15 protein-coding genes are annotated in these 18265 nt (G+C 61.1%); 4 read left to right on the top strand and 11 right to left on the bottom strand.

Annotated elements, in window-relative coordinates:
• Positions 1-9: 9 nt before the first annotated feature.
• The 3 genes from HU739_RS20165 to HU739_RS20155 form a co-directional block, all read right to left on the bottom strand.
• Positions 10-1260: a sarcosine oxidase subunit beta gene (locus HU739_RS20165; protein ID WP_016772829.1), complete on the bottom strand. Its 1251-nt coding sequence runs from the start codon at positions 1258-1260 to the stop codon at positions 10-12.
• Between the two features lie 20 nt (positions 1261-1280).
• Positions 1281-2534 (bottom strand): serine hydroxymethyltransferase, encoded by a 1254-nt coding sequence (glyA, locus tag HU739_RS20160; RefSeq protein WP_186549226.1) that lies wholly within the window; start codon positions 2532-2534, stop codon positions 1281-1283.
• Positions 2535-2819: 285 nt separating this feature from the next.
• Positions 2820-3530: a TraX family protein gene (locus HU739_RS20155; protein ID WP_186549228.1), complete on the bottom strand. Its 711-nt coding sequence runs from the start codon at positions 3528-3530 to the stop codon at positions 2820-2822.
• A 127-nt stretch (positions 3531-3657) separates the two neighbouring features.
• Between HU739_RS20155 and HU739_RS20150 the strand changes: the two genes are divergently transcribed.
• Positions 3658-4698 (top strand): threonine aldolase family protein, encoded by a 1041-nt coding sequence (locus HU739_RS20150; protein WP_016772826.1) that lies wholly within the window; start codon positions 3658-3660, stop codon positions 4696-4698.
• 324 nt (positions 4699-5022) lie between these two features.
• Entirely contained in the window at positions 5023-5556 is a 534-nt protein-coding gene (locus tag HU739_RS20145; RefSeq protein ID WP_186549230.1) for an REP-associated tyrosine transposase, read from the top strand.
• A gap of 67 nt (positions 5557-5623) precedes the next feature.
• Here the strand turns inward: HU739_RS20145 and gbcB are convergent, their stop codons facing one another.
• Complete coding sequence (gene gbcB / locus HU739_RS20140; RefSeq protein WP_186549232.1) at positions 5624-6724, bottom strand: glycine-betaine demethylase subunit GbcB; 1101 nt, start codon at positions 6722-6724, stop codon at positions 5624-5626.
• Positions 6725-7020: 296 nt separating this feature from the next.
• On the opposite strand from gbcB, the gene gbcA reads away from it, so the two are divergent.
• Positions 7021-8316, top strand: a complete 1296-nt coding sequence (gbcA, locus tag HU739_RS20135) for a glycine-betaine demethylase subunit GbcA (RefSeq protein WP_016772823.1) — start codon at positions 7021-7023, stop codon at positions 8314-8316.
• Between the two features lie 753 nt (positions 8317-9069).
• Here gbcA and HU739_RS20130 read toward each other — a convergent pair.
• The 7 genes from HU739_RS20130 to HU739_RS20100 all read right to left on the bottom strand — a co-directional run bounded on the left by HU739_RS20130 (position 9070) and on the right by HU739_RS20100 (position 17630).
• Positions 9070-9636 (bottom strand): GNAT family N-acetyltransferase, encoded by a 567-nt coding sequence (locus HU739_RS20130; protein ID WP_186549234.1) that lies wholly within the window; start codon positions 9634-9636, stop codon positions 9070-9072.
• Between the two features lie 218 nt (positions 9637-9854).
• Complete coding sequence (gene etfB / locus HU739_RS20125; RefSeq protein ID WP_186549236.1) at positions 9855-10625, bottom strand: electron transfer flavoprotein subunit beta; 771 nt, start codon at positions 10623-10625, stop codon at positions 9855-9857.
• A gap of 9 nt (positions 10626-10634) precedes the next feature.
• Positions 10635-11855, bottom strand: a complete 1221-nt coding sequence (etfA, locus tag HU739_RS20120; RefSeq protein WP_186549238.1) for an electron transfer flavoprotein subunit alpha — start codon at positions 11853-11855, stop codon at positions 10635-10637.
• Complete coding sequence (gene dgcB, locus HU739_RS20115; protein WP_186549240.1) at positions 11855-13804, bottom strand: dimethylglycine demethylation protein DgcB; 1950 nt, start codon at positions 13802-13804, stop codon at positions 11855-11857. Before dgcB ends, etfA begins: the two co-directional genes overlap by 1 nt.
• A gap of 163 nt (positions 13805-13967) precedes the next feature.
• Positions 13968-16028, bottom strand: a complete 2061-nt coding sequence (gene dgcA / locus HU739_RS20110; RefSeq protein WP_186549242.1) for a dimethylglycine demethylation protein DgcA — start codon at positions 16026-16028, stop codon at positions 13968-13970.
• A 15-nt stretch (positions 16029-16043) separates the two neighbouring features.
• A complete protein-coding gene (locus HU739_RS20105) occupies positions 16044-16574 on the bottom strand; it encodes a 4-vinyl reductase (protein WP_186549244.1) in 531 nt (176 codons plus the stop codon).
• Positions 16575-16652: 78 nt separating this feature from the next.
• Positions 16653-17630 (bottom strand): dipeptidase, encoded by a 978-nt coding sequence (locus HU739_RS20100; protein ID WP_027610650.1) that lies wholly within the window; start codon positions 17628-17630, stop codon positions 16653-16655.
• 231 nt (positions 17631-17861) lie between these two features.
• On the opposite strand from HU739_RS20100, the gene HU739_RS20095 reads away from it, so the two are divergent.
• On the top strand, positions 17862-18263 hold the full coding sequence (locus HU739_RS20095; RefSeq protein ID WP_186549246.1) for a lysozyme inhibitor LprI family protein: 402 nt from the start codon (positions 17862-17864) through the stop codon (positions 18261-18263).
• Positions 18264-18265 lie beyond the last annotated feature (2 nt).

The raw sequence follows: 18265 nt of genomic DNA, 5'->3' as shown, positions 1-18265 counted from the left end.
TTTCTCCTGTTAGTGGGCGACGGCAGCAGCGCCGTGTTCGTCGATGAGCGCACCGTTGTGGAAACGGTCGATGGAAAACGGTGCGGCCAAGGGGTGCATTTCACCCTTCGCGAGGCTTGCGGCAAACACGTTGCCCGAGCCCGGGGTGGCCTTGAAGCCGCCGGTGCCCCAACCGCAGTTGAAGAACATGTTCGGTACCGGCGTTTTCGAGATGATCGGGCAGGCGTCCGGGGTGGTGTCGACGATGCCGCCCCACTGACGGTTCATGCGCACCCGCGAGAGCACCGGGAACATTTCGACGATGGCCTGAATGGTGTGCTCGATCACCGGGTACGAACCACGCTGGCCGTAGCCGTTGTAGCCGTCGATGCCGGCGCCGATCACCAGATCGCCCTTGTCGGACTGGCTGATGTAACCGTGCACGGCGTTGGACATGATCACGCTGTCGATAATCGGTTTGATCGGCTCGGACACCAGCGCTTGCAGCGGGTGGGATTCGATCGGCAGGCGGAAACCGGCAAGCTTGGCCATGTGCCCGGAATTACCGGCAGTCACCACGCCGACGCGCTTGGCACCGATGAAACCCTTGTTGGTTTCAACGCCGATGCACACGCCGTTTTCCTTGCGGAAACCGATCACCTCGGTCTGCTGGATCAGGTCCACGCCCAAGGCATCGGCGGCACGGGCAAAGCCCCAGGCCACGGCGTCGTGACGGGCGACGCCGCCGCGACGCTGGACGGTGGCGCCCATGATCGGGTAGCGGGTGTTCTTTGAGCAGTCGAGGTATGGAATTTCGTCCGCAACCTGCTTGGCGTCGAGCAGCTCGCCATCGACGCCATTAAGGCGGTTGGCGCTGACCCGACGCTCGGAATCACGAATGTCCTGCAGGGTGTGGCACAGGTTGTAGACGCCGCGCTGGGAGAACATCACGTTGTAGTTGAGATCCTGCGACAGGCCTTCCCACAATTTCATCGCGTGTTCGTAGAGGTGCGCCGACTCGTCCCACAGGTAGTTGGAACGGACGATGGTGGTGTTGCGCGCGGTGTTACCGCCGCCCAGCCAGCCTTTCTCGACCACGGCGACATTGGTGATGCCGTGTTCCTTGGCCAGGTAGTAGGCCGTCGCCAGGCCATGCCCGCCGCCGCCGACGATGACCACGTCGTAGACTTTTTTCGGGGTGGGCGTGCGCCACATGCGCTGCCAGTTTTCGTGGTGGCTGAGCGAGTGTTTGAACAGGCCGAAGCCGGAATAGCGTTGCATAGTCAGTTACTCCAAAACGCTCAGCGATAAACCGGGAAGTCAGCGCACAGGGCCGAAACCTGCTGGGCGACATTGGCCTCGACGTCGGCATCGCCGAGGTTGTCGAGGATGTCGCAGATCCAGCCGGCGAGGGTTTCGCACTGGCTGACCTTGAAGCCTCGGGTGGTCACCGCCGGGGTGCCGATGCGCAGGCCCGAGGTCACGAACGGCGACTGCGGGTCGTTCGGCACGGCATTCTTGTTGACGGTGATGTGCGCACGGCCCAGCGCGGCATCGGCATCTTTACCGGTCAGGCCCTGACGGATCAGGCTGACCAGGAACAGGTGGTTGTCGGTGCCACCGGAGACGACATCGTAGCCCCGCTTGATAAACACGCCGGCCATCGCCTGGGCGTTGTCGATCACTTGCTGCTGATAAGCCTTGAAGCCAGGCTCCAGCGCTTCCTTGAAGCACACCGCTTTACCGGCGATGACGTGCATCAGCGGGCCGCCCTGGGCGCCGGGAAAGACCGCGGCGTTAAGCTTTTTCTCGATCTCTTCGTTGGACTTGGCCAGGATCAGCCCGCCACGCGGACCGCGCAGAGTTTTGTGGGTAGTGGTAGTGACCACGTCGGCATACGGCAGCGGGTTCGGGTACAGGCCAGCGGCGACGAGGCCGGCAACGTGGGCCATGTCGACGAACAGCAGCGCACCGACCTTGTCGGCGATCTGACGGAAGCGCGGGAAGTCCAGAGTCTTCGAATACGCCGAGAAACCGGCAACGATCATTTTCGGTTGGCATTCGACGGCCAGACGCTCGACTTCGTCGTAGTCGATCAGCCCGGTGTCGGTGTTGATACCGTACTGCACGGCGTTGTAAAGCTTGCCCGAGGACGACACTTTCGCGCCGTGGGTCAGGTGACCGCCGTGGGCCAGGCTCATGCCCAGAATGGTGTCGCCCGGCTTGATCAGCGCCAGGTACACGGCGCTGTTGGCGGAAGATCCGGAGTGCGGCTGGACGTTGGCGTAATCGGCGCCGAACAGTTGCTTGGCGCGTTCGATGGCCAGCGCTTCGACTTTATCCACATGCTCGCAGCCGCCGTAGTAGCGCTTGCCCGGATAGCCTTCGGCGTACTTGTTGGTCAGGCCGCTGCCTTGTGCCTGCATGACGCGCTTGCTGGTGTAGTTCTCCGACGCGATCAGCTCGATGTGATCTTCCTGACGTTGCTCCTCGGCATTCATCGCCGCCAGCAGTGCATCGTCGTAACCCTGGATCTGGTCTTGCTTGCTGAACATCGCGTCTCTCCCAGCGGCATCTGTGCGCCATTTCGTCTCGGTGAGGCACCGGCAATCGCAGCGGTGCCCTTTGATGCGATGGTATGACCGGCACAGACAGCTCAAATGCCTGCGCGCGCCACGCAAAGGTGCGTTTACGACATGGCTGGAAAAGGCTGGTCGGACACATCATCCAAAACTGTGGAGATCCCCTGTGGGAGCGGGCTTGCTCGCGAAGAGGCCGTGTCAGTCACATCAATGCCGCCTGACACACCGCCTTCGCGAGCAAGCCCGCTCCCACAAGGGTTAGGTGTATGCCGCACGGACGGCGAGCAACATTAGGAAGTGCACGGGATAAAGCGCATAAGCCCAGCGGCGCATCGGTGGTGGCTGGAGATGTCGCAGATGTCGCAACAAGAACATCCCCAGCATCGGCGCAAACAGACACGTCGCCAGGCCGAGAGTCGCCAGGCTGCTGCCGAACCGCGCCGATTCAAGCAGCACCTGCCATTGATTCGCGGCGAGACAAATCAGCCCCGGCAACACACTGAGAGACCATGGCCGGCGAAATACCAGCAGCATCGCCAACGGCAGCATCACTCCGAAAAAGCCGAACATCAGTCGCTCTGAAAACACCGCCGCGGCGACCAGCGCGGCCAACGCGAGCAATCGCGACACCGGCGCTGAATCCTGCCAGCCCCGAGCCACCAGCAGGCCCAGCGCCAGGGTCGGCATTACGTTCAAGGTGTCAGGCTCGGGTATGTACAAGCGATACGGAATTTCACTGACAGCGCTGAACAGCACCAGCCAGCCCAGATAACGCCATTCCGTTTTCCGCCTGCCGTCACGGGCCAGATTCGCCGCCATCGCCAGGCAAAACCACGGAAACGCCAGCCGCCCCGGCACGTAGAGCCAATCGGCGGAGAACCCGACATAGCGCAGGTGATCGAGCAACATGCTCAGCAGCGCCAGCCACTTGAGCAAATCGAGGGCGCCGTCGCGTTTTCTCAGGTGCATAATCGGCCCGTGTCCTTGTAAAGTTCTGCCAGCGACATCCCGTGTGCTCCCCGGATGATCTTCGGTAAAGTGCGCACCCTCATTGACCAACGAAGCGTCAAAAGCGCTTCGATCACGGAAGCCGGCCATGACCGACAAGAGCCAACAATTCGCCAGCGACAACTATTCCGGTATCTGCCCCGAAGCCTGGGCGGCCATGGAACAGGCCAACCACGGCCACCAGCGCGCTTACGGCGACGATGAATGGACCGCCCGCGCGGCCGATCATTTCCGCAAACTGTTCGAAACCGACTGCGAAGTGTTCTTCGCCTTCAACGGCACCGCCGCCAACTCGCTGGCCCTGTCGTCGCTGTGCCAGAGTTACCACAGCGTGATCTGCTCGGAAACCGCCCACGTCGAAACCGACGAATGCGGCGCCCCGGAATTTTTCTCCAACGGTTCGAAACTGCTGATCGCCGGCACCGAAAACGGCAAGATCACCCCGCAGTCGATCCGCGAAGTCGCGCTCAAGCGCCAGGACATCCATTACCCGAAACCGCGCGTGGTCACCCTGACCCAGGCCACCGAAGTCGGCAGCGTCTACACCCCGGAAGAAGTCCGCGCGATCAGCGCCACCTGCAAGGAACTCGGCCTGCACCTGCACATGGACGGCGCACGTTTCTCCAACGCCTGCGCATTCCTCGGCTGTTCCCCCGCCGACCTGACCTGGAAGGCCGGCGTCGACGTGCTGTGCTTCGGCGGCACCAAGAACGGCATGGCGGTGGGTGAAGCGATTCTGTTCTTCAACCACAAACTCGCTGAAGACTTCGACTACCGCTGCAAACAGGCCGGGCAACTGGCGTCGAAGATGCGCTTTTTGTCAGCACCGTGGGTCGGCATTCTGGAAAACGACGCCTGGCTCAAATACGCCCGCCACGCCAACCACTGCGCGCAACTGCTCGCCGAGCTGGTCAGCGACATCCCCGGCGTCGAGCTGATGTTCCCGGTGCAGGCCAACGGCGTGTTCCTGCAACTGTCCGAGCCGGCCATTGCCGCCCTGACCGCGAAGAACTGGCGCTTCTACACCTTCATCGGCAAGGGCGGCGCGCGCTTCATGTGCTCCTGGGACACCGAAGAAGAGCGTGTGCGCGAACTGGCGCGCGATATTCGCGAAGTCATGTCTGCCTAGTTCCCTCCCTGCGCGAAGAGGCCGTCACGATCGTTCCCACGCTCTGCGTGGGAATGCCTCTCGGGACGCTCCGCGTTCCAGCTTCACCATTGGCGACAGCTGAACACCGCTATGACGCAGAGCGTCAGTGGCGGCATTCCCACGCGGAGCGTGGAGACGATCCCGCGTCTAAATGACGTTTCCCACGAACACCAGTGACTTCTTCCTCTAGCGAGTTAAATCCTCACGCCTCACCCTGATCGTTCCCACGCTCTGCGTGGGAATGCATCCCGGGACGCTCCGCGTTCCATCTCCGTCGCACCGCAAGATTCAAGGAAGAATCCCATGGGCCGCAGCCGCTATACGATTACCGAAGCCGACAAGCCACACTTCCTCACCTGCACGGTCATGGAGTGGTTGCCGTTATTCATTCGTCCGTACATCGTTGAACACCTGCTCAATTGCTGGCGATATCAACAGGCTCATCACGAGTTGAAACTGTACGGTTACGTGATTCTGGAAAACCATCTTCACTTTGTTGCCCAAGCGCCCGACCTAGGGAAGTGCCTCAGCCAGTTCAAGTCCTTCACTGCGCGACAGATCATCAACGACTTGCAAACAAAAGGCGCCAACAAAGCCCTGCAGCGCCTGCGCTTCAGCAAGCGTGCGCACAAGCAGGATCGGTTGTATCAGCTATGGCAAGAAGGCGCGCACGCAGAGATGGTCTACGGCGAATCAGTGATGCGTCAGAAGCTTGATTACATTCACAACAACCCGGTGAAACGCGGGTATGTGGATTTACCGGAGCACTGGCGTTATTCGAGTGCCAGGGACTACGCGGGAATTGAGGGGCTGATCAAGGTTCAGTGCTGGTATTGAAATGGGACGCGGAGCGTCCCGGGCTGCATTCCTTTGCTGCACGTGGGAACGATCAAGTACAACCTACTTAAAACTCAATCCGCACATCCCCCTTCGGCACACTGCAGCACGACAAGATAAACCCTTCAGCCTCATCGTCCTCGGTAATCCCGCCGTTGTGCTCCATCTCCACCTCGCCGCCCAGTTTCATTACCTTGCACGTCCCGCAAATACCCATGCCGCAGGCTTTCGGAATCATCAGGCCAAGCTTGGCTGCCGCCGCGTGCACGGTTTCGCCCGGTGCCACGCGGATGCTTTTGCCGGAGGCAGTGAATTCGACCTGATGCAGATCCGCTGCGTCGATTTCCGGCGCATCGGCGGCTTGTTCGGCCTGTTCCACTGCATCGGCGCGAGCCTCGGGTGGCGTGGCGCCGAAGGACTCCTCGTGATAACGCGACATGTCGTAACCGGCCACTTCCAGCAGGCGTTTGACCGCGTTCATGTACGGCGTCGGGCCGCAGCAGAACACTTCGCGCTCGAGGAAGTCGGGGACCATCAATTCGAGCATCTTGTGATTCAGATAACCGCGATACCCGGCCCAAGGCTCGCCGAGGCCGTGCTTTTCACAGATCAGGTGCAGGCTGAAGTTGTCGATGCGCGAGGCCATGTGTTCCAGCTCGCGGTGGTAAATGATGTCTTTCGGCGAGCGCGCGCTGTGCACGAAGGTCATGTCGACGTTGGCGTTGGTGTCGTAGAACCAGCGCGCCATCGACATGCACGGCGTGATGCCGACCCCGCCGCTCAGATACAGGACTTTCGGGCTCGGGAAGTCCATCGCATTGAACAGACCGACCGGGCCGTGCACCGCCAGCTCCTGCCCCTCATGCAGGGTGTCGTGCAACCAGTTCGACACCTTGCCGCCCGGCACCCGTTTGATCGTCACCGAAAAGCTGTACGGCACCGACGGCGAGCTGGAGATGGTGTAGGAGCGCATGATCGGCTGGCCTTCGATTTCCAGCTCCAGGGTGACGAACTGCCCGGGCTTGAAGAAGAACAGGATCGGCTGGTCGGCCATGAAGCAGAAGGTGCGCACATCCCAGGTTTCCTGGATGACTTTGACGCAACGGACAATGTGTCGGCCATTGGCCCAGGTCTGGGTGGTGACCGGATTCAGGAAGCTGTTGGACATGCTGTTCTCCACGGCCGACTGTCGGCCTCATGTCGGCGATTCTGCGTATAGCGCCGAGCGTGCGTTTACCTATTCGCGACATTGACATACTTATCGCGACCAGCCCCCAACCACCGGGGGTTGCGCGTCGGGAACAGATTGCGCCATGTCGCCCATGGATAAGGTTGCGGGCCGCGCCGGCCCCACACTCGCCTCAACACAAGACGACTTCTTTACACCTTGCGTAGCAACCGTTTTGCAGCACACCTGATCAGCCACTTTCGCCGGCCACGCAGAGGGCCATGAGGATTACATCGATGGACGTCACCGCAAAAATCAGCCTGGGCGATCCGCTGGAACCCGCACGCAAGGCCACCGCGCAAATGCTTCAGGAGCGCGAGCGCACCTTCTCCCTGCCACAGCCGTTCTACAGCGACGAGCGGTTGTTCGATATCGACATGCAGGAGATCTTTCAGAAAGAGTGGTTGATCGCCGGCATGACCTGCGAGATCCCGGCCAAGGGCAATTACCTGACCCTGCAGGTCGGCAAGAACCCGATCATCGTCATTCGTGGTGCCGAAGGTGTGGTGCATGCGTTTCACAACGTCTGCCGCCACCGTGGCTCACGGCTGTGCACCAGTGAAAAAGGCAAGGTCGCCAAACTGGTCTGCCATTACCACCAGTGGACCTACGAGCTGGATGGTCGCCTGTTGTTCGCCGGCACCGAGATGGGCGCCGACTTCGACATGAAGCAGTACGGTCTGAAACCGGTGAACGTGAAAACCGCTGGCGGCTACATCTTCATCAGCCTGGCGGAAAATCCGCCGGCCATCGATGACTTCCTGTCGACGCTCAACCATTACATGGAACCGTACGACATGGAGAACACCAAGGTGGCGATTACCACCACCTTGATGGAAAAGGCTAACTGGAAACTGGTGCTGGAAAACAACCGCGAGTGCTACCACTGCAACGCCTCGCACCCGGAACTGCTGAAAACCCTGCTGGAGTGGGACGACGTCACCGACCCGCGCGCCGACCAGGCGTTCAAGGACCACGTCGCCGCCTCAGCCGCCGCCTGGGAAGCCGAGAAGATCCCTTACGCCCATGCCAGTTTCGGTCTGCGCAACCGCATCGTGCGCATGCCCCTGCTCAAGGGCACTGTGTCGATGACCCTCGACGGCAAACAGGGCTGCGCGAAACTGATGGGCCGGATCAAGAACCCGGATCTGGGTTCGATGCGCATCCTGCACCTGCCGCATTCGTGGAACCACTGCATGGGCGACCACATCATCGTCTTCACCGTGTGGCCGATCAGCGCCCAGGAAACCATGGTCACCACCAAATGGCTGGTGCACAAGGACGCGGTCGAGGGTGTCGATTACGACGTCGAACGCATGCGCCAGGTGTGGGACGCGACCAACGACCAGGACCGCCGTCTGGCAGAGGAAAACCAGCGCGGGATCAACTCCACCGCTTACCAGCCTGGGCCTTACTCCAAGACTTATGAGTTTGGCGTGGTCAACTTCGTCGATTGGTACAGCGAGCGGATGTTGAACAACCTCGGGGCAGAGCCTGCTCCGTATCTCAAAGGTGTTCCGGTTCAAGGCTAAAAGCAAAAGCTTCGCGAGCAAGCCCGCTCCCACAGGTGGAATGCATTTCAACTGTGGGAGCGGGCTTGCTCGCGAAGGCTTCCTGACAGACGACACGTTTCTCAAACCCGATTGCACAATTTCTGACCAACCACCCCGCCGCCCATGCCCACCAAGCCCTCCAGCCTTCCGCGAACAAGTTATCCACATGCTCACCCACAGCAAATGGGGGTAACTGTGAACGAGATGAAAAATATCTTTCTGATTTATAAAGAAAAACCGTGACTTATTCAGAAGCATGGTTCCCAACAACCGTTGAGCGTTTTTTGATCAAAGCCCTGCAAGCCACGGTTATAAAGGCTTCTAGCGGGGAGCGAACATGTTATCCACAGAAGCGCCAACAGAGATCGGGGGTAACTTTGGCTTGCTTGTGGAAAAGCGTGCTCAACTGGGGAAAAGCGCTTGCTCAGGCCGCTTGTAACGCTGGAAAGCTGCATTTGGTCAATAATTGATCAAACGTGTGTAAGCCTTGATCCATATAGCCTACAGCTGATAGCGAACATCTTATCCACAGAAGCGCCAACAGAGATTGGGGGCAACTGTAAGATCCGTTCACGGAAAAACCCTCGAAAAAACCGCAACTTAAATTGGTTATTTTTTGAGCTCCTGTGCAAAGGGCACGCTCTGCGTGGTCCGCAGCGATGGGCAAACATGTTATCCACAGACTGACCAACAGCGATTGTGCGTAAACCCAGCTCAGTGGATAACTACATGCTAAGCGCGATACATCAGATAAGCCTCACCTGTCACCCGGATCAGCGGATGCGGCGCCACTTGGCAGGTTTTAACAATGCCAAAGCCGTGGCGCTCGTAGAATCGCCGCGCACCGGTATTGGCCGAATAGTCGATCAGGCTCAGGCCTTTGAGCGCCAACTGATCGGCGCGCTTCTGGGCATGCTGGAGGAACTGCACGCCCAGCCCCTGGTTGCGCCAGCCTTCATGCAGCGCCAGGCTGGAGATGTACAACGAATCCGCCACTTCCATGTCGGCATATGGCGCCAGCACCGGATCGGTGGGCGGCGCAGGCTCGGGGTCTTCGCGCATGGCGTAGCTGTGCATCATGCCCACGACGCACCCTTCAGCCTCGGCAATCAGGCAGTTCTGCCAGGAAAAATCCACATCGTCGCGGGCATAACGCCGCTCACCGACATCGAGCAAATCCTCGCCCGGCTGCGCCAATTGGCTCCAGATGTAATCCGAGGCGCCCTCCGAGGAAATCTGAAACAAACGCGCAATGTCGCGCGCATCCGTGCACCGGGCAGGTCGAAACTTAACGGTCATTCGCTTGACTCCTTAGGCTTGAGCGACGGTTTTAACCTGCATTTGAACGCCGGAACAACCACAGCCAAGGCGGTTTTTCATGTCAACAAATGACAGCTGTCGACCCAATACCTGTGGGAGCGGGCTTGCTCGCGAAAGCGGTTCATCGGCCAACATATTTGTCGACTGACCCGACGCATTCGCGAGCAAGCCCGCTCCCACAGAGGATAGTGGCGGTGTCAGCGGACGACGCCTTCTTCGATCAGCAGCTTGAGAATGGCCTCGGCGCCGGCCTGTGGGGTGACGCCTTTGAGCACTTGACCGCCGCCGCCACTGGCCTTGGCTGTCGCCGCTTTCATGCGGTCGGCGCCGCTCTTGGCCGTGATTACTTTCAGGCGTTTTGGTCTCGGTTTAGCTGGTTGCAAGGTGGCGACCGCCAAAAGGTCGTCGTTAACGATCTCGACGTCGTCGGCCTCCAGCCCCCCACGCCGTGCCGGGCCATAAGCACTCTGCCGAGGCTTGGGCGCGGCGTTATCCACAGTCGCCAGAAACGGCAGTTTCACCTTCAGCCGCCGTCGCTGCCCGCGCGGCAACGCTTGCAGGACCAGCGCCGAACCGTCATTGATCGACTCGACCTGCGCCAGACCCACCACCAGCGGCCAGCCCAGCCCTTCAGCCAGGAGGAACGGCAACATCCCCGAGCCTTCACCGGTTTCCGCCTGACTGCCGGTCAGCACCACTTGCGCCCCGGCATCGCGCAGATACTCGGTCAATGCCGGCAGAGCATCGCCCCCCGGCGGTTGTTCCAGCACATGCAACTGCTCAAGGCCCATGCCCAGATAGGCGCGCAACGCAGGTTCGGCGGCATCGCCGGCGTGCAGCACTTGCAGGTTATCCCCAGCCAGTTGCAGGCCCAGTTCCACCGCGCGCGCATCCTGGTCGGCGCGACGAGGCCGGCCGGAGGTCGGGTGGGCGCCGATCGAGACCAGACTGATCACTTTACTGTTCATAGGGTTTCCTTAAGCCGCGTCGCGCTTGGCGTCGTTGCGATAGGCCTCAACTGCCGCGATCAGTGCGCGCAGAATCTCTGCGCTTTCGCCGATCACCGAGAGGTCGGCGCGTTTGATCATGTCGCAGCCCGGATCAAGGTTGATCGCCACCACCTTGTCGCAGGCACCGATGCCTTGCAGGTGCTGGATCGCCCCGGAAATACCCACCGCGACGTACACCCGAGCCGTAACCCAGGTGCCAGACGCGCCGACCTGGCGGTCACGGGCCATGAAACCGTCGTCCACCGCAACGCGCGAAGCGCCTTCAGTGGCGCCGAGCGCTGCCGCCGTTTCGTGGAACAGCGCCCAGTCTTTCACGCCGTTGCCGCCGGAGAAGATGAACTCGGCCTCGGCCATTGGAATCGCCGCCGGGTCCACCGCCACCGCGCCGAGATCTTCGATCCGCGACAGGCTGCGCGCCACGCTTGTGGATAACTCCACTGGCAACGCTTCGTGACGGGTTTCGCTGACCGGTTCAGCGCATTCGGCAGCGGCGAGAATCAACCGCGCAACCGGACGCGCAAGGTCTTGCAGCCCCGCACCGGCGCGGCCGATGCACTCTTGATCCTTGACCTGCCACACCCGTGTTGCCGGACGCTCACCCAACGCTGCGGCAAAGCGACGACCGAGTTCGCCACCACCGCTGCGGCTGTCAGGCAGCAACCAATGGCGCGGGTTGAACTGGTTATCCACAGCGCGCAAACCTTGCACCCGTTGCTCCGGTGCATAACCGCTGAATTCCTCGCCTTCGAGCACCAGCAAGCGATCGACGCCAGCGGTTTCGAAAGCGCTTTCCTTGTGCTCGCCAAAGACCACCGCCAACACTGCACCGGCGGTGCCTGCGAGTTGATGAGCGAGGCCGAGCAGGTCGCGGTCGTGGCTGCTCAGGCGGCCGCCGACCATGTCCGGCACCACGCAAATGTAGAACGCCGGCGCCGGTACCTGATGCAGCGGCAATTGCACTTCCACCGTGGCCGAGCGTTTGACTGCCCCGCCCTGCTGAGCGCCGCTGCGGTCGATTCGCTTGATGCCGTTGGGCCCGACAAAGCCCATGCCGTGGGGGTTCTTGCGGATGACGCCGTTAGGCCCCATCCAGCTGTGCTGCGCCGGTTGCATCGCTGCGTGCAGCGGATGCAGGCGGTTGCGCGCGATCCATTCGGCACGCGGGTCGCGGCGGATAATGTCGCTCATCAATGGACCTCCGCAGGTTCACGTTTGGCCGGCGTGGCAGGTTTGCTCGGCGCCGCGTCTTCGAGCAAGGCGTCGGCCACCAGTTCGGCAATGTCCTTGATCAGCGGACGTGGTTCGACCACGCCTTCAAGCATCGCCGTGCACTGTGGACAGCCCACGGCCACCAGTTCGGCGCCGGTCTCGCGGATGTCTTCCATGCGCATGTCGGGAATCCGCTGCTTGCCCGGAATGTCAGTGATCGGCGCGCCGCCACCGCCGCCGCAGCAGCGCGAACGGAAACCGGAACGTTGCATCTCTTTGACTTCGATGCCGAGCGCACGCAGCACTTCACGCGGTGCTTCGTATTCGCCGTTGTAACGCCCCAGGTAGCACGGATCGTGATACGTCACGCTGTTGCCTTTGTGCTGCCCAAGATTGAGCGCGCCAGCCTGGATGATCTCGGCCATGTAGGTGCTGTGGTGCTGCACCAGGTAGTTGCCGTCAAAGGCGCCGTACTCGTTTTTCAGCACGTGGAAACTGTGCGGATCACAAGTGACGATGCGGTTGAAGCTGTATTTGGCCAGGGTCTGGATATTGCGTTTCGCTAGCGTCTGGAACGTCGCTTCGTCGCCGAGGCGCCGGGCCACGTCACCGCTGTCGCGTTCTTCGAGGCCAAGCACGGCGAAGTCGATTTTCGCCGCTTTCAGCACTTTGACGAACGCGCGCAACGTGCGCTGGTTGCGCATGTCGAAGGCGCCGTCGCCGACCCAGAACAGCACGTCGGTGGATTTCTTCTCGCTGAGCAGATTCAGGTTCAGGTCCGCCGCCCAGTTCATCCGCCCGCCCGGGGCGAAGCCGCCAGGGTTGTCGGTGGCGATGAGGTTTTCCAGCACTTCGGCACCCTTGTTCGGCGTCGCGCCTTTTTCCAGGGTCAGATGACGGCGCATGTCGACGATGGCATCGACGTGCTCGATCATCATCGGGCATTCCTCGACGCAGGCGCGGCAGGTGGTGCACGACCACAGGGTTTCGGCATCGACCAGACCGTTGACGATCGGTTGATGCGGGTTGCCGCCGTGTTCGCCCACAGGCTTGCCTGGATACGGGCTACCGGCGAATTTGGCATCGGTGCCACCAGCGAGGCCGACGACCATGTCCTGAATCAGTTTTTTCGGGTTCAGCGGTTGGCCGGCGGCGAAGGCCGGGCAGGCCGCTTCACACTTGCCGCATTGCACGCAGGCGTCGAAACCGAGCAACTGGTTCCAGGTGAAATCCTTGGGTTTTTCCACGCCCAGCGGCGCATCGGGATTGTTCAGGTCCAGCGGTTTCAAACCAGTGGAGCGACCGCCACCAAAGCGCTCGGGACGACGGTGCCAGGCCAGGTGCAAGGCACCGGCAAAGGCGTGTTTCATCGGCCCGCCCCAGGTCATGCCGAAGAACAATTCGGTCACGCCCCACAGCACACCGATACCAAGAATGACCGCGAGCACCCAGCCGCCGAAGTTCTCCGGCAGGATCCCGGCCACCGGCAGGGTCACCAGGAAAAACGACGCGGAGAATGCCAGCAGGCTTTTCGGCAGACGCATCCACGGGCCTTTCGACAGGCGTGCCGGCGGGTTGCGTCGGCGCAGGTACATGAAGATCGCGCCGACGAACATCACCGCCGACATCAGCAGCAGGGCGTAGCCGAGGATGCGGTTATGCAGGCCGAAACCGTGCACCAGAATCGCCAGCACAATCGACGCCACCGCGCCGCCCGCCGTGGCGACGTGGGTGTTGGCAATGTATTTGTCCCGCGCCACGACGTGGTGCAGATCGACCATGTAGCGCTTGGGCATGGCCAGCAGACCGCCAAGCAGATCGACCTTCGCCGCCCGCCCCCGGCGCCACATGTTCACCCGCCGCAACGCGCCGAGGACAGCAAGGCCCAGGGCTGCGAACAACAGGATTGGAAGAAGGGTGTTCAACATAGGTGCAGCTCCCAAAGACCTCGGGTCTTGCAGGTCGAGATGCCTTACTCGGTTCCTGTGGGAGCGAGCTTGCTCGCGAAGGCGGACTGACATTCAACATCGATGTCGACTGACCCACCGCTTTCGCGAGCAAGCTCGCTCCCACAGGGTTGTGTGCAAGCCTTTAGAAGTCTTTACACAGTCTGAGTGCGTCATAGATCGCGGCGTGGGTATTTCGCTGCGCCACGCAGTCGCCGATGCGGAACAGCAAGTAGCCGTCGCCCGCCTCGCTCAGCGAAGGCTGCGGCTGGATCGCGAACAGCGCTTCGACGTCGATCTGGCCCTTGTTGCGCGAGCCGTCCTTGAGGGCGTAGTAGATTTCCTCGTCCGGGCGTACGCCGTTTTCGACGACCACCTGATCGACCACCCGCTCCTCTTTCGCACCGGTGTATTCGTTCTCCAGCACCGCAACCAGTTTGTCGCCCTCGCGATAGACCTTCTCCAGCATCATGTCGCCGGTCATGATCACTTCTTTCGGGTACATGCTGCGGTAGTAGGTCGGGAACGAGGTGCCGCCGATGGCCACGCCCGGTTTGATGTCGTCGGTGACGATCTCGACCTGGCTACCCTTGTCAGCGAGGAAGTCGGCAACCGACATCCCGGTGAACTCGCAAATGGTGTCGTAGACCAGCACGTTCTTGCCCGGCGCGACTTTGCCGTCGAGCACGTCCCAGCTGCTCACCACCAGGCCTTCGGCCGCGCCCCAGTGCTCGTTCTGCTCAAGGTACGGATGACCACCGACTGCCAGCACCACCACATCCGGACGCAGGTCCATGATCGTGTCGGCATCGGCCGCCGTGCCCAGACGCAGATCGACCTTCAGCCGCGCCAGTTCCAGCTGGAACCAACGGGTGATACCGGCAATCTGGTCGCGCTGCGGCGCTTTCGACGCCGTGGTGATCTGCCCGCCGATGAAGTCTTTTTTCTCGAACAGGGTCACGTCGTGGCCACGTTCGGCGGCGACGCGCGCGGCTTCCATCCCGGCCGGGCCGGCACCGACGACCACCACTTTGCGTTTCGGCCCGGTGGATTTCTCGATGATGTGCGGCACGCCCATGTACTCACGGGAGGTCGCAGCGTTCTGGATGCACAGCACGTCCAGCCCCTGATACTGGCGGTCAATGCAATAGTTGGCGCCCACGCACTGCTTGATCTGATCGATCTGGCCCATCTTGATCTTGGCGATCAGGTGCGGGTCAGCAATATGCGCGCGGGTCATGCCGACCATGTCGACGTAGCCGCCCTCGAGAATGCGCGTGGCCTGATTCGGGTCCTTGATGTTCTGCGCGTGCAGCACCGGCACCTTGACCACTTCCTTGATCCCGGCAGCCAGGTGCAGGAACGGCTCCGGTGGATAACTCATGTTCGGAATGACGTTGGCCAGGGTGTTGTGGGTGTCGCAACCCGAGCCGACCACGCCGATGAAATCGAGCATGCCGGTGTCGTCGTAATACTTGGCGATCTGCTTCATGTCTTCGTGGGACAGGCCGTCCGGGTGGAACTCGTCACCGCACAGGCGCATGCCCACGCAGAAGTCGTCACCGACCTCGGCGCGCACGGCTTTGAGCACTTCCAGACCGAACTTCATTCGGCCTTCGAAGCTGCCGCCCCATTCGTCGGTGCGCTTGTTGACGCGCGGGCTCCAGAACTGGTCGATCATGTGCTGGTGCACGGCCGACAGCTCAACACCGTCAAGGCCACCGGCCTTGGCCCGGCGCGCGGCCTGGGCGTAGTTGCCGATCACCCGCCAGATTTCTTCCGGCTCGATGGTCTTGCAGGTGGCGCGGTGCACCGGTTCGCGGATGCCCGACGGTGACATCAGGGTCGGCCAGTGGAAACCGTCCCAGCGCGAGCGGCGACCCATGTGGGTAATCTGGATCATGATCTTGGCGCCATGCTTGTGCATGGCGTCGGCCAGATTCTGGAAGTGCGGAATGATCCGGTCGGTCGACAGGTTGACCGAACTCCACCACTGCTGCGGGCTGTCGATGGCGACCACCGAGGAGCCGCCGCAGATCGCCAGGCCGATGCCGCCCTTGGCTTTCTCTTCGTAATATTTGACGTAGCGCTCGGTGGTCATGCCGCCGTCAGTCGCGTAGACCTCGGCGTGCGCAGTGCTGAGCACGCGGTTGCGGATGGTCAGTTTGCCGATCTGGATCGGCTGGAACATTGCTTCGAAAGCCATGGCACGGTCCTCGGCTTACAACGGCTTGACGATGAACAAGCCGTCATCGTGGCCCTCTTCGGAGCCTCCGTAGACTTGTTCGGCCACAGTGCGGATCTTGCTGCCACGGGCTTCAAGGATTTGATCCATGGCGCCGGCAAACCAGCCAGTGAACATGTAATCGACCTTGCGCCCGACCTTGCCATAGACGTAGACGAATGCGGAGTGCTCGAGCTTGACGCTGGCGGTGCCTTTGTCGAGGTCGATGTCCTGAATTTTGAACAGGCCCCAGCCGCGCTGCGACAAGCGCTTCATGTAATGCTCGAACACTGCGACGCCTTCCAGACCGTGGCATTCGGCTTCTTTTTCGCACCAGTGCCAGGCGGATTTGTAGCCGGCCTTGTAGAGGATCTCGGCGTAGGCGTCAGCGCCCAGCACTTCCTCGATGCCCATGTGGTTGTTGACGAAGAAGTGACGTGGCACGTAGAGCATCGGCAGGGCGTCGGAGGTCCAGACACCGGTCTCGCTGTCGACTTCGATAGGCAATTGCGGGGCGATCTTGGCCATGGAAACTTAACTCCAGAAAATTTGGTTTGTTGCCCCCGGCGCGGATGGCCGGGGGAAAGGATTCAGAAGTGCGGCGGCTTATTCGCCCCAGACATCCTTCAAGACGTTGACCCAGTTCTCGCCCATGATCTTGCGCACCACGCGTTCGGAGTGACCGCGCTTGAGCAGGGTTTCGGTGAGGTTGGGGAATTCGCCGACGGTGCGGATGCCCAGCGGGTTGATGATCTTGCCGAAGCTGGTCAGACGGCGGGCGTAACCCTTGTCGTGGGTCAGGTACTCGAAGAAGTCCTGGCCGTGGCCCTGAGTGAAATCGGTACCGATGCCGATGGCGTCTTCGCCGACGATGTTCATGGTGTATTCGATGGCTTCGGCGTAATCGTCGATAGTCGAATCGATGCCCTTGGCGAGGAACGGCGCGAACATGGTCACACCGACAAAACCGCCATGGTCGGCAATAAACTTCAGTTCTTCATCGGACTTGTTGCGCGGGTGCTCTTTGAGACCCGACGGCAGGCAGTGCGAGTAGCACACCGGTTTTTTCGATTCGAGGATGACTTCTTCGGAGGTCTTGGAACCGACGTGGGACAGGTCGCACATGACGCCGACGCGGTTCATCTCGGCGACGATCTCGCGACCGAAACCCGACAGGCCGCCGTCACGCTCGTAGCAGCCGGTGCCGACCAGGTTCTGGGTGTTGTAGCACATTTGCACGATGCCGACGCCGAGCTGCTTGAACACTTCGACATAGCCGATCTGGTCTTCAAAGGCGTGAGCATTCTGGAAGCCGAAGAGGATGCCGGTCTTGCCCTGCTCCTTGGCGCGACGGATGTCGGCGGTGGTGCGCACCGGCATCACCAGGTCGCTGTTCTCGCGGATCAGCTTCTGGCTGGCAGCAATGTTGTTCACGGTCGCCTGAAAGCCTTCCCACACCGACACGGTGCAATTGGCTGCCGTCAGACCGCCCTTGCGCATGTCTTCGAACAGCTCGCGGTTCCATTTGGCAATGATCAGACCGTCGATAACGATGCTGTCGGCGTGTAATTCGGCTGGGCTCATCAGGCGTCCCCTTATTGGCGATTCATGCGCCGAATCGTCTGCCGGCGCTTTGGGGCCAGCATATGCCTCGGTGCCGGGGCGACCGGGTGCAAAAACGACAGGGGAATTGCCGAAAGCGTCAATCCGCGACAAAGGGTCGTCGGCCGCTGCGCTCGGTGACCTGTTCAAGCCTGCGCGCTTGCGCCAGAATCTGCCGCATCCTGCACACACCACTGGATTAGAGCGACCTCAATGAAATCGATCTTCCTCGCCCTGGCACTGATTGCGACCGGCGTCCACGCCGCTGAAGAATCCGAGAACAACCCGTGCGACGCGGTGGAAAACGACATCCAGACCCTGGAATGCTCGGCCTACAGCCGCACCACCGCCGAAGACCTGCTCAAAGACAACTACGCCAGCCTCAACGAACGCCTGCAGACTGCGTACGGCAAGAACCCGACACAGCTGGCGGATATCACTGCCAAGTTGAAGACGGCACAGCAGCAATGGCTGAAAACCCGCGATGCCGACTGCGCGGTGGAAGCGTTCCCGGCAACGGCGGGAAGTAAGGCGTTCACCATTGCGCAGAATGACTGCGTGGCGCGGATGAGTGACGAGCGGTCGGAGTTTTTGGAGTCGATCGGGCAGGAATAAAC

Source organism: Pseudomonas hamedanensis, from assembly GCF_014268595.2.
Lineage (GTDB): Bacteria > Pseudomonadota > Gammaproteobacteria > Pseudomonadales > Pseudomonadaceae > Aquipseudomonas > Aquipseudomonas hamedanensis.
Note: the sequence above shows the minus strand (reverse complement) of the source record. Positions and strands in the feature narration are given on the sequence as shown.